Genomic DNA, 13,083 nt, shown 5'->3' on the forward strand with positions numbered 1-13,083 from the left:
TTGGTTTACGTACCCCTGTGGCTGGCTTAGATTGTGATATGCGATAATGAGCCCCGTGGCTGAAAAGAAAAAGATCGCAAACGTCCTGTCTCATCGTTATGCCTCTGCTGAACTATCTAACTTGTGGAGCACAGAGGCAAAAATAATTCTCGAACGCCAACTGTGGATTGCGGTTATGCGCGCCCAGAAGGAATTGGGAGTAGATATTCCTGATGCGGCTATTTCCGCCTATGAGCAGGTTATTGACACCGTTGATGTGGAATCTATTGCCCGACGTGAGCGTGTTACTCGCCACGATGTTAAAGCACGTATTGAAGAGTTCAATGCTCTAGCTGGCTATGAGCATGTGCATAAAGGAATGACCTCTCGGGATCTTACCGAGAATGTTGAGCAGCTACAGATTTATCGCTCATTGGAACTAATCCGTGATAAATCAGTTGCCGTATTGGCACGTATTGCTCGACGCGCTGACGAATACCAATCTTTGGTGATGGCCGGTCGCTCACATAATGTGGCTGCCCAAGCAACCACCTTAGGCAAGCGTTTTGCCAGCGCTGCTGAGGAACTGTTGGTTGCTATTGAGCGTACGGAACAGCTGCTAGATCGTTATCCGCTACGTGGTATTAAAGGGCCGATGGGTACTGCCCAAGACATGCTTGACCTTATGGGCGGCGATGAAGCGAAACTTGTTTCGCTAGAAACCCAAATTGCTGACTATCTAGGTTTTACTCGAATTTTTGATTCAGTAGGTCAAGTCTATCCACGCTCACTAGATTTCGATGTTGTTTCTGCCTTGGTGCAACTTGGTTCCGGCCCATCCTCATTGGCACACACCATGAGACTTATGGCTGGAAATGAAACCGTTACCGAAGGCTTTAAAGAAGGCCAGGTTGGTTCTTCTGCAATGCCGCATAAGATGAATGCGCGTTCTTGTGAGCGGGTAGGTGGTCTACAAGTAATTCTGCGTGGCTATCTCACTATGACCGCTGACCTAGCTGGCCAACAGTGGAATGAAGGCGATGTTTTTTGCTCAGTTATTAGACGAGTAGCTCTTCCAGATGCTTTCTTTGCTCTTGACGGAATGTTTGAAACATTTTTAACCGTACTCGATGAGTTTGGCGCTTTCCCTGCCATGATTGATCGTGAGCTAGAGCGCTATCTGCCATTTCTTGCTACCACGCGTATTTTAATGGCAGCAGTGCGCGCTGGGGTTGGCCGGGAAACCGCCCATGAGGTCATTAAAGAAAATGCCGTGGCTGTTGCCTTGAATATGCGAGAAAATGGTGGCGAACAAGATCTTATCCAGCGTCTTGCTGCTGATGAGCGTCTGCCAATGACATTGGCTGAGCTTGAAGCAGCCTTGGCCGATCACCATGCGTTTATTGGCGCTGCTGAATCACAGGTATCACGTGTGCTCGCACGGGTCAATGATGTAATTAATAATCATCCAGAAGCTGCGAATTATTCTCCAGGCGAGATTTTATAGTTCACTTAAGTAGCTTTTAGCTAAAAAGTTTATTGTGCCTTGTGGTCTGAGATAGCAGCACAAGATAGTAGGTCACGTCTTAATGTTAGCTGGATTTCTTTCCGGTTAAGACGTGACCTTTCGCGCACATAATTAGCTCTGGTTTTTTACTCGCGTGACTAGAGGTCTAGACTTTTGCCTTATGCGTCCTGAACTTTCCCAGTACAACCATGTTTCAGCAGGTAAGGTTCGTGAAATCTACGAGGTAGATGAGGAAAACCTGCTGATGGTGGTTACTGATCGTATTTCTGCTTACGATCATGTGTTGGAGCCAGAAATACCTGATAAGGGTCGAGTATTAACGGCTATGAGCATGTATTTCTTTCATCACATTGATTTTCCTAACCACCTCTCGGGTGGCTTTGACGACGAGCGTATCCCAGAGGAAGTGCTTGGTCGGGCAATAGTATGTAAGAAGCTAAAGATGTTACCTTTTGAATGCGTTGTACGCGGTTATCTCACCGGTTCAGGGCTTAAGGAATATCAAGCCACTGGTTCTGTATGTGGTGTGCAGCTTCCCGAGGGGTTGGTTGAAGCAGATAAATTGCCGGAGCCAATTTTTACCCCGGCTACTAAAGCTGAACAAGGTGATCATGATGAGAATGTGAGCTTTGAAGTAGTCGTCGAAAAGCTCGGTGAGGCCCGGGCACAGCAATTGCGTGATGCCAGCATTAGTATTTATTCTCAGGCGGCAAAGATTGCTGAAGAGCGGGGAATTATTTTAGCGGACACTAAATTTGAGTTTGGCTTAGATTCTGCTGGAAATTTAGTGCTTGCCGACGAAGTTCTTACTCCAGATTCTTCCAGGTATTGGCCAGCGGAAGGCTATACACCAGGCAAAATACAGCCGAGTTTTGATAAGCAGTTCGTGCGTAACTGGCTAAGCAGTGCTAAATCTGGTTGGGATATTAATTCTAGCGATCTTCCACCAGCGCTACCGGGATCAGTCGTTGAGGCTACTCGGGAACGTTATGTGGAGGCGTTTGAGCGTCTTACCGGTAAGAAGTTCAGTGAATGGATTGGCTGCTGCGTATAACTAGTTTGTGCGTAGTATGCACTAATATGTGCGCCTTCTTAATAAGAAGGCGCATTTTTTGTGTGACGAGTACGATGCACAAGTATGACATTACAACCACCTCAAGCTCCGATTCATCCTTTTACCCGTAGTGTTCACGGCATTGATTTTGTGGATAATTATGAGTGGCTACGTGAGAAGGAATCGCCAGCAACGATTGCTTATCTAGAAGAAGAAAATGCTTATACCGAGCAAGAAACTGCTCACCTTACGGAACTAAAAGATAATATTTTTCAAGAGATTAAAACTCGTACCAAACAAACAGATATGTCTGTGCCTTCTCGGTCAGGCGATTTTTGGTACTACGGACGCATTGAAGAAGGGATGAGCTATGGGTTGAGTTGTCGAATCCCCGTAGCAGAAGGCCATGATGCTTGGGTTCCACCACAGATAGAGCCAGGCGTTGCTATTGATGGTGAGCAGATCATTATGGATATGGACGCGCTCGCTCAAGGCCATGAGTTTTTTTCAGTAGGTGCAATGTCGGTAACTACCTCGGGTAGATACTTGGCTTATTCGGTTGATACCACAGGCGATGAGCGCTTTAACCTGAAGGTAAAAGACCTTAGCACTGGGGAGTTATTAGAGGATACCCTCACAGATATCTTCTATGGTGCAACCTGGGTAGGCGAGGAGTACCTCTTTTATCAACGAGTCGACGATGCTTGGCGGGCTAATACAGTATGGCGGCACAAGATCGGTACCTCGACTTCTGAGGATGTATTGGTTTTTCAAGAAGATGATGAGCATTTTAACGTCGGCATTGGTGGATGCCGTAGTGAAAAATATCTTTTTATTGAGGTAGCTTCTAAGATTACTTCCGAGGTATGGGTATTAGAACAAGATAATCCGGAAGGTAAGTTTCGATGTCTTGCACCGCGGGTCACAGGGGTGGAATATGATGTCGATCATGCCATTGTGGCTGATAAAGATACGTGGATTATTACCCATAATGTTGGCGGTGCGAATTCCGAGGTGGGGTGGATTGAGGTTGAAAAAGAGTTCAATCTAGATAAGCTCAACTCATTGATTCCACTGAGAGACGACGTACGTATTAGTGGGGTGGATTGCTACCGGGATCAGATTGTGGTTGGCTATCGTCGAGGTGCCCTGAGCCGAGTAGCGATTATGCCGTTATCTGAGGTGGGGTTCACCGAGTTTACAGAACTTAGTTTTGATGAAGAGCTTTACTCTATCGGAGTAGGTGGGAATCCTGAATGGGATGCTCCGGTATTACGGATGTCTTATACCTCTTTTACAACTCCAGCTCAGCTTTATGATTATTGGGTGGCAACTGGTACTTGGACTTTGCTTAAAGAACAGGAAGTACTCGGTGGCTATCGACGTGAAGATTATGTCTCTAGTCGATTGTGGGTAACTGCTCGTGACGGCGCGCGTATCCCAGTATCGTTGGTGCATCGTGCAGATATTGAGCTAGCTAGTACTCCCACGCCCACCTTGCTTTATGGATACGGTTCTTATGAAACTTCAATTGATCCAAGTTTTTCTATTGCCCGCTTGTCTTTGCTTGACCGGGGAATGATCTATGCCATTGCCCATGTGCGTGGTGGTGGTGAAATGGGACGTAGTTGGTACGACAGTGGCAAAACGCGAACCAAGCTTAATACTTTTACAGACTTTATTGATGTTGCTGATCATCTCATTAATACAGGAATAACCAGTCCAGATCGCCTTGTTGCTGAGGGAGGATCAGCAGGGGGTTTGCTTATGGGTGCAGTGGCAAATATGGCTGGAGATCGTTTTGCTGCTATTGAAGCGGTAGTGCCTTTTGTAGATCCACTGACAAGCATGTTGATGCCTGAACTACCGCTTACTGTTGCTGAGTGGGATGAATGGGGTGATCCACTCCATGAGCGTGAAATCTATGAATACATGGCTAGTTATGCGCCGTATGAAAATATTACAGCACAGAATTATCCCAATATTTTGGCAGTGACCTCGTTAAATGATACCCGTGTTCTATATGTGGAGCCGGCAAAGTGGATTGCTCGGCTACGGGCAACGGCAACCGGGGGAGAGTTCTTATTGCGTACTGAGATGTCTGCTGGACACGGTGGAGTCTCGGGTCGATATGACCGTTGGAAGCAAACTGCATTTGAATATGCATGGTTGATTAATCAAGCAACTGGAAAAATACGTTAGCGGGACATAGCTGGATAAATATCAAGGGCACCACCTAAAAATTAGGTGGTGCCACGTGATAATCAGCTATTAGGCCAACTGAGAATCAAAGAAAAGCCGGCGGATCAGTAACCACCGGCTTTCCTTGCCTCAGAAAGAAAGGATGAATCTAGAAAAAACTCACAGATTCATTCGCTGTAGTTTTAGTGGGCCCCTCAACCCCTACAGCTCAAACCATAACGGTCAGACCTCTATGGTTTGTCAGCAATGTTAGTTTCCCTCGTTGCTGATAAAAACGATGTTAGCAGTTGTATTTCTAGATGCAAGGAGGGGGTTAGTGTTTGGGGTGTCATTTTTACCAAAGCTGGGAATAAGCTGTCTATTAATTTGGTGAATTGAAACTTTGAAAAAGTACTTTGAAGTGCATATATTCAATATTGCAAAATTATTATAGATTGGCAATTTGGTCAAACCTTGAGATAACCTGACAATTTTTAATTAACCCCTTTTGGTCGGTTTTTTGCGGGAATTTAGGGTTGGATCCGAAAAATTAAAAACGGTTTTCCCTATTTTTTTATGCCGGTGTTCTAGAAATCTTTTAGGAATTGAAAAATATTGCTATTGATATGTTTTCTAGGGGAGAACCGGTATGCTGTAGCCCGACAGCATTGTCATTATTGTCACCGTTAAACTCCGATTATCTTTTTTCGGCTTATTTAAAGCAACTGTTTTCTTTGGGTGAGAAATCGTTACTTTAGGTTGGCTTGATGCAGATAAGCGGAAGGAGAATTGGGGAAGAAGAAACCGTGGTTCATGTAGTTGTAAATGTCATGCCGAAGGCGGAAATCCTTGATCCTCAAGGCCAGGCTGTTGTTCGTGCATTGGGTCGCATCGGTGTCACCGGTGTTACAGATGTTCGTCAAGGCAAGCGCTTTGAGCTTGAGGTAGATAGCTCGGTTAGTCGAGAAGATATTGAAAAAGTAGCGGAAACTTTGCTGGCTAATACTGTGATTGAAGACTTTGAAGTTATCGTCGAGGCGGGCGAATGAGTGCAAAAATTGGGGTAATTACTTTTCCCGGTACTCTTGACGATGTTGATGCAGCACGAGCGGTGCGGCTTGCTGGTGCAGAAGCTGTGAGCTTGTGGCACGCAGATACTCAACTCCACGGCGTCGACGCGGTGGTAGTTCCCGGAGGTTTTTCCTACGGCGACTATCTACGTACCGGCGCCATTTCTGCGCTTGCACCAGTAATGCGTTCAGTTATTGATGCTGCCGGTAAAGGTATGCCAGTACTTGGCATTTGTAATGGTTTTCAGATTTTAACGGAAGCTAAATTGCTTCCGGGCGCACTAACTCGTAACCAAGGGTTGCATTTTCATTGTGTAGATACCCACCTGGTGGTAGAAAACACCGATACTGCGTGGACACATATTCTTGATAAAGGTCAGCACATCTATATCCCCGCCAAGCATGGTGAGGGACGTTTCCAAGCAGATAAAGCTACCGTCGATATGCTGGAAGCAGAAGGACGGGTGGTATTCCGTTATACCGATAATTTCAACGGTTCGGTTAATGGAATTGCTGGTATCACCAATGAAACCGGGCGCGTAGTTGGCTTAATGCCACATCCTGAGCATGCCGTCGAAAAGCTCACCGGACCATCTGTTGATGGTTTGCAATTGTTCCTATCCGCTGTTGGCACTATCGCTGCCTAATTTTCAAGGAGCACATTTTAATGACGACTTTCAACGATACTGTCGAGCAGGCAGCCGATAGCCCAGAGCTGGTACAGCCTTATATCGAACTTGGGCTCAAAGATGACGAGTATGCGCGAATTCGAGAAATTCTAGGACGTAGGCCTACCGATGCCGAACTAACCATGTACTCGGTTATGTGGAGCGAACACTGTTCTTATAAATCCTCTAAAGTGCACCTGCGTTATTTTGGCGAAACCACTACCGAGGAGATGGGATCAAAGATTCTTGCTGGTATTGGCGAAAATGCCGGCGTAGTTGATATCGGTGATGGTAATGCGGTGACCTTCCGGGTGGAGTCGCATAATCATCCTTCCTACGTTGAGCCACACCAAGGTGCTGCAACCGGAGTCGGTGGCATTGTTCGTGACATTATGGCCATGGGCGCACGTCCTATTGCTGTGATGGATCAACTGCGCTTTGGTCCAGCTGATGCTGCCGATACCTCACGAGTGCTACCTGGCGTAGTTGATGGAATTTCGCACTATGGCAACTGTTTGGGTTTGCCTAATATCGGTGGTGAAACTGTCTTTGATGAGTCTTATGCTGGAAACCCATTGGTTAATGCATTATGTGTGGGCACGCTTAAAGTAGAAGATCTTAAACTTGCTTTTGCCTCTGGCTTGGGCAATAAAGTGATTCTTTTTGGCTCACGTACCGGACTTGATGGCATTGGTGGAGTCTCAGTTTTGGCCTCGGACACTTTTGAAGAAGGTGCGGAGCGTAAATTACCGGCAGTCCAGGTTGGCGACCCCTTTGCGGAAAAAGTACTTATCGAGTGCTGCCTTGATCTTTATCGCGCCGGGGTAGTTGTTGGTATCCAAGACCTCGGTGGGGCAGGTTTATCTTGTGCAACTTCCGAGCTGGCTGCTGCTGGCGATGGTGGTATGGAAATCAACCTCGATGCGGTGCCATTGCGTGCCGAAAATATGACTGCAGCAGAAATCTTGGCCTCAGAGTCGCAAGAACGCATGTGTGCGGTGGTTCGCCCAGAAGATGTGGCACGGTTTAAAGAAATCTGTGCGCACTGGGATGTTCCTTGCGCTGAAATCGGTGAGGTAACAGATGGTGAACACTTGCTTATCCGTCATCGTGGTGAGTTGGTTGTGGATGCCCCAGCACATACCATTGCTCATGAAGGTCCAGTCTATGAGCGTCCTTATGCGCGTCCAGAGTGGCAAGATGAGGTGCAGAACTTTGCTGGCGTGGAAAAACCAACCAGTGCTAGTGCAATAAAGCAAGCGCTTATTGATATGGTGTCCTCGCCTGCATTGTGTTCGAGACAGTTTATTACCGAGCAATATGATCGTTATGTGCGTGGTAATACCGTTCAGGCAAAAAACGCTGATGCTGGTGTGCTGCGTATCGACGAAACCACCAATCGTGGTGTTGCTGTTTCCGCTGATGCTTCCGGTCGTTACACGAAGCTTGATCCTAATATGGGAGCACGTTTAGCTCTTGCTGAGGCATACCGCAATGTTGCGGTTACTGGTGCCCGCCCAGTAGCAGTAACTAACTGCCTCAATTTTGGTTCTCCGGAAGATCCAGCTGTGATGTGGCAATTCAAAGAAGCCGTACACGGTCTTGCTGACGGTTGTAAAGAGCTAGGAATCCCAGTTTCTGGCGGCAATGTTTCCTTTTACAACCAAACTGGCGAGGAAGCTATTTTGCCTACTCCAGTAGTAGGAGTATTAGGTGTTATCGACGATGTAACATATTCGATCGGTAACACACTTGGCAGTGTTGACGGTAGCGAAGAGCTCTATCTACTAGGTGAAACTTTTGATGAGTTCGGCGGTTCGATTTGGCAGCAAATCTCGGGGGCAGGATTATCTGGGTTACCGCCTAAAGTTGATCTAGCTAATGAAGAAAAACTAGTGGAATTTTTTGCTGAACCAGGCCTAGTTAGTGCGGCACATGATATTTCTGAAGGTGGGCTGGCACAAACTATTGCAGAACTAGCTATATATGCCGATAAGGGAATAGAGCTTGATGTTTCTTCCGTTTATGAAGATGCCTTTACCGCATTATTTTCTGAGTCGGCTTCCCGCGTTGTTATAGCTACCCAACACGGTGATGCGGTGAAAGCACGTGCTACCGAGCTAGGTATTCCAGTAGTAAAGATTGGTTCGACCAATACGGATAAGATTCTTGTTGTTCGTGCTCAGGATATGGAGTTTGCAGTAGGTATTGCTGAATTACGCGAAGCCTGGACAAATACTTTGCCAGAATTATTTGGTCATGCCGTAGGTGCTAATTCGGTAGTAGAATAAGTTTTACCTGGCTAATAAAGGCTGGTTAGTTGCATAAGTGCAGCTCACCAGCTTTTTCTATAGGTGATGGAGGTTGGTAATACGGTAGTAATACAGGGGGATAAAAGAGGCGGAAGTATAAAAACATGCCGGGGTAAGCTTGTAACTTACTTATGCGTAGGTTAGGCTTCTACCATTTGATAATGACTGTTAAAAGGCTTATAACCTTAAAGAAAGTGAGGTTTTAGTGGCTTTAACATCGTCACCGCCGACACAGGACGCTTCGGAAGCGAAAGCGCCCGGAAAATCATTAATCCAGCTATCAACCTGGGTATATGACCGCGGACATCGACCACTTACTAGAGGCTGGTTCCACCATATAGCCACCTGGCTAGCAGTAATTGCCGGAACTGCGCTGACTACTTTTTCTTATCTCAAATTACCCTGGCTGCAAGCTACAGGGGTATTAATCTACGCCTTAGCCTTAGTTGGACTATTCGGTGTTTCGACGGCATACCACCGTGGTAAATGGAAAAGCCTGCGCACAATTAATTGGTGGCGGCGAGCCGATCACTCAATGATCGCTCTATTTATTGCTGCAACCTACACACCGCTGTGCCTTATTTCCTTACCCGATCAATGGTGGATGCTTGCTATAGCTTGGGTTGGAGCTGGGTTTGCTGTGGTGCTCAATATGTGTTGGATTAATCACCCGCGTTGGCTTGATGTCGTGGTTTATTTGGCACTGGGGTGGCTAATTATTCCCCTGTTACCTCAGCTTCGAGTAGCCGCCTCTCCAGCAATACTATGGTTACTTTTTGCCGGTGGTGTGGTTTATTCTTTTGGTGCGTTACTATACGGGTGCCGATGGCCAGGTAGAAAAGCCACGGTGCTTGGCTACCATGAGGTTTTCCATCTCACGACGATTATCGCCGCAAGTGTCCACTTCATCGCAGTATGGATGCTTGTTGCATAATCTAGCTTTAGGCAGGTACTACCAGTTGTGTTTGGCATACGCATGAAGCGTGCATGACTAACTTTAGTCAGTTTTCGCCAAGGCAATGGCGCACAGTGAAGGACATTCACCGATGAATAAAACATCTGATCTAGTAATAGATACTTCGCCAGTTTATCGCGCCGAAGCTAATCAGTGGTTGCAGAAAATCGCTGGTGAAGGCACATCTTTACATCAAGAACAATGGGAAGCTATTGATGCTTTAGTTAATCAACGTCAACGGATGCTTGTTGTTCAACGCACTGGCTGGGGTAAAACAGCGGTGTACTTTATTGCGGCAAAATTACTTCGGACACGTGGCCACGGTACTACCGTGATTATTAGCCCGCTTTTGGCTTTAATGCGTAACCAGATTGATGCTGCTACCCGCGCTGGAATAACTGCAGTTACGCTGAATAGCACGAATATCACAGACTGGCAAGAGACTACTGCGCAGATTATGAACGGCACGGTTGATGTATTGCTGATCTCTCCAGAGCGGCTAAATAATCCAGATTTTCGGGAACAAATATTGCCGTATCTAGCACGGTTAGCCGGGATGATTGTTGTTGATGAAGCGCATTGTATTTCCGATTGGGGGCATGACTTTCGTCCTGATTACCGACGTATTAAAGACCTATTAGCTAAACTTGCGCCACACACCCCGGTATTAGCAACTACGGCAACTGCTAATAACCGCGTCGTAGAAGACGTACTTGCGCAGCTGGGCGAGAATACTGGTTTATTACGCGGCGGGTTGGACCGGACTTCGCTGTACTTATCGGTTGTTTGCCTTAGCGATACCACTCAACGACCAGCCTGGCTGGCGACCCATTTAGCCGAACTACCTGGTTCTGGAATTATCTACTGTTTAACCGTAGCGGGTGCTGAGGATATGGCCGAGGCACTCCTATTGGCCGGCTATCAGGTGGCTGCTTATACCGGACGTACGGAATCAGGGGAGCGTGAGCGCCTGGAACATGCTTTGCAATACAATGAACTAAAAGCCTTGGTAGCAACCAGTGCCTTAGGCATGGGTTTTGATAAACCCGATTTGGGATTCGTTATTAACGTTGGTGCGCCAAGTAGCCCGGTTTCTTATTATCAGCAGATTGGTCGTGCCGGGCGAGGTACCCATCGTGCTGAAGTCATTCTCTTGCCGGGTGCAGAAGATCAAGCAATTTGGAACTATTTTTCTTCTCTGAGTTTTCCAGCCAAACCGGTTGTTGAGCAGTTGCTTAGGGTACTTGCTCATGCAGATCAACCGTTAAGCACTATACGTTTAGAACCAGAGGTTAATCTCAGCCGAAGTATGTTGGAACAGGTACTTAAAGTTCTCGATGTTGACGGTTTGGTGCGCCGGGTACGTGGCGGCTGGATTTCTACTCATCAGGAATTGCGTTACGACGAACATCGCTACCGTGCTATTGCTATCGAACGGGAAAAAGAGCAGCAGGCAATGCTGGACTATATAAAAACCACGCAGTGTCGAATGCTATTTTTACGCCAACAACTTGATGATGAAACCGCCCTTGATAGGTGCGGGCGTTGTGATAATTGTACCCAGCAGTACCAACCAAGCGATATTGATACTGACACCGCCCAGCAGATTACTAAGCATATGAGCAAGCCTGGTGTTCGTATTAGTCAGCGTAAAATGTGGCCGAGTGGGGTTGCGAAAAAAGGAAAAATCACCGGTGTTGGTCAAGGAATGGCGTTAGGCCGGCTTAATGATATCCAGCGAGGTTCCATATTGCGAGCATTACTGGATCAACCATGGCAGCCAACAAACCAGTGGCGGGATGATCCATGGCTTAACCAGATTGTCGCAGTACTTTCGCAGTGGCAGTGGCAACAACGCCCTGGTTGCGTGATAGCGCTAGGAACCGTAAATAAGCAACGCAACCAGTTACTTTCGGATCTTGCTCAAGAAATTGCTGAAATTGGTGCTTTGCGTTATGGCGGAATGCTACGTGTTCGGCCGCATGCCAATGAGGTTCCGGCACAAAATTCAGCTTTTCGGGTGCTTGGGCTAGAAAATCATTGGGATTTCGGTAGCTATAACCAGGCCGCTATTGGTGGTGAACCTGTATTATTATTGTGCGATATTATTGATACTGGTTGGTCAGCCACTGTAGCTGCTCATGCAATTGCTCAAGAAGCTGGGGTAGAGGTGCTACCTTTTGCATTAGCAAGTAGAACCTAGCTTTTTGCTTCTAGTATTTGAAGTTTTTAGCTAAGAGGTGTGTAGTCGGTAATATTTTCACTCAAAATTGCCCTAGGAATTTTTTTCGATTTCCTTCATTTTCTCTAGGACATGGTTTAACCGCTGCTGGCGATTTTTCGCTGCTTCTTCAGTGAGCTGGTCATAAAAGTCTTCTTCCTCATCCCCGTATTCTAAGAGGCTGCGTGAAGTAATGGCGGTAATGCCAAAAATAACCAAGGCAACCCACCAATAGGAAAAATCGAGGAAGATACCGGTGAAAACGGCAACCATTGTTACCCCGAAACCAATGTTGTCGATACGAGAAATTATTTTTCCTTTGCGGGTAATTTCTTTAATTTCTTTTTCATTAAGTACATTGAGTTCATCGCATGCGGTGTGGGCAAGTTGATTATGATTAGTATCTGGTAAGTCGGCAAATATTTCCGCAAGGTCGCCAAAAGTACGTGCTTGGACAATGTGGGCACAGCGCTCATCAAACTCGCTTACTTCTATTCGTCCGGCAGCAAAATGTTCGCCAAGGTTACTAAGAGCAGCGGTTCGGTCTGCGTCGGAGAGTCGAAAATGTTGATTGTCTATGGTTGGGTTCCTATCAGAAGTACGGCACCGTCCGGGGCAAAAATAATTTTTATAGTAACAACTACTTATAGTACCTACTTAATTTAACGAGGCGGCACGCTACGATAGATACGTGGCTGCGCAAATATCTGCTGAAGAACTGATGACCGCATTGACCCGTATTGCTCCATGGATTCGCGGGGTCAGTGAGCATCAACCTGCTCGGGCAGAAATTGCTGCCGCAGTGCGTTTATCTGCACGTTATTTGGCGCAATTACACCCTGGTAAAACCGTAGAATTGCGGGTGCCACCTTTTGTCGCAGTACAACTTATCGAAGGCACTACCCATACCCGTGGTACCCCACCACATGTTGTTGAATGCGATCCAGATACTTGGTTGGGATTAGTTATTGGAACGATACCTGCGAATTTTGATAACAACCCTAAGATCAATGCATCTGGTATCCGGTCAGGAGAAGTAGCTGCGCTATTACCTTTGATAAAGATCCTTTGATATATGTCGAACTATTTTAAGTGAGATTGTCTATTAGCTCACT

10 protein-coding genes and 1 pseudogene are annotated in these 13,083 nt (G+C 46.5%); 9 read left to right on the plus strand and 2 right to left on the minus strand.

Translation table 11 applies throughout. The features are described 5' to 3' along the window. Nucleotides 1-46 precede the first annotated feature (46 nt). The 8 genes from purB to UL82_RS02740 all read left to right on the plus strand — a co-directional run bounded on the left by purB (nt 47) and on the right by UL82_RS02740 (nt 11,950). On the plus strand, nt 47-1,486 hold the full coding sequence (purB, locus tag UL82_RS02705; protein ID WP_046438914.1) for an adenylosuccinate lyase: 1,440 nt from the start codon (nt 47-49) through the stop codon (nt 1,484-1,486). Between the two features lie 181 nt (nt 1,487-1,667). After that, nucleotides 1,668-2,561, plus strand: coding sequence for a phosphoribosylaminoimidazolesuccinocarboxamide synthase (locus UL82_RS02710; protein ID WP_046438915.1), 894 nt, complete (start codon nt 1,668-1,670; stop codon nt 2,559-2,561). Between the two features lie 84 nt (nt 2,562-2,645). Next, complete coding sequence (locus UL82_RS02715) at nt 2,646-4,763, plus strand: S9 family peptidase (RefSeq protein WP_046438916.1); 2,118 nt, start codon at nt 2,646-2,648, stop codon at nt 4,761-4,763. Between the two features lie 785 nt (nt 4,764-5,548). Further along, nucleotides 5,549-5,791 carry a phosphoribosylformylglycinamidine synthase subunit PurS gene (gene purS, locus UL82_RS02720; RefSeq protein ID WP_126317099.1) on the plus strand — a complete coding sequence of 81 codons (243 nt, stop codon included), beginning with the start codon at nt 5,549-5,551 and terminating at the stop codon, nt 5,789-5,791. Continuing rightward, the gene (gene purQ / locus UL82_RS02725; RefSeq protein ID WP_046438917.1) at nt 5,788-6,459 is read left to right on the plus strand and encodes a phosphoribosylformylglycinamidine synthase subunit PurQ; all 672 of its coding nucleotides are present in this window, start codon (nt 5,788-5,790) and stop codon (nt 6,457-6,459) included. Before purS ends, purQ begins: the two co-directional genes overlap by 4 nt. Nucleotides 6,460-6,479: 20 nt before the next feature. Then, complete coding sequence (gene purL / locus UL82_RS02730) at nt 6,480-8,771, plus strand: phosphoribosylformylglycinamidine synthase subunit PurL (RefSeq protein WP_046438918.1); 2,292 nt, start codon at nt 6,480-6,482, stop codon at nt 8,769-8,771. 226 nt (nt 8,772-8,997) lie between these two features. Beyond that, nucleotides 8,998-9,726, plus strand: a complete 729-nt coding sequence (gene trhA, locus UL82_RS02735; RefSeq protein ID WP_046438919.1) for a PAQR family membrane homeostasis protein TrhA — start codon at nt 8,998-9,000, stop codon at nt 9,724-9,726. 112 nt (nt 9,727-9,838) lie between these two features. Further along, nucleotides 9,839-11,950 (plus strand): RecQ family ATP-dependent DNA helicase, encoded by a 2,112-nt coding sequence (locus UL82_RS02740; protein WP_046438920.1) that lies wholly within the window; start codon nt 9,839-9,841, stop codon nt 11,948-11,950. Between the two features lie 72 nt (nt 11,951-12,022). Here the strand turns inward: UL82_RS02740 and UL82_RS11315 are convergent, their stop codons facing one another. Both UL82_RS11315 and UL82_RS11615 read right to left on the minus strand, forming a co-directional pair. Then, nucleotides 12,023-12,241: a hypothetical protein gene (locus tag UL82_RS11315; protein WP_046438921.1), complete on the minus strand. Its 219-nt coding sequence runs from the start codon at nt 12,239-12,241 to the stop codon at nt 12,023-12,025. A gap of 144 nt (nt 12,242-12,385) precedes the next feature. Beyond that, nucleotides 12,386-12,616: pseudogene (locus tag UL82_RS11615) on the minus strand (DUF1707 SHOCT-like domain-containing protein); the annotation flags it as partial. 73 nt (nt 12,617-12,689) lie between these two features. Between UL82_RS11615 and UL82_RS02750 the strand changes: the two are divergent. Beyond that, entirely contained in the window at nt 12,690-13,040 is a 351-nt protein-coding gene (locus UL82_RS02750) for a sterol carrier family protein (RefSeq protein WP_046441114.1), read from the plus strand. Nucleotides 13,041-13,083 lie beyond the last annotated feature (43 nt).

The organism is Corynebacterium kutscheri, assembly GCF_000980835.1.
Lineage (GTDB): Bacteria > Actinomycetota > Actinomycetes > Mycobacteriales > Mycobacteriaceae > Corynebacterium > Corynebacterium kutscheri.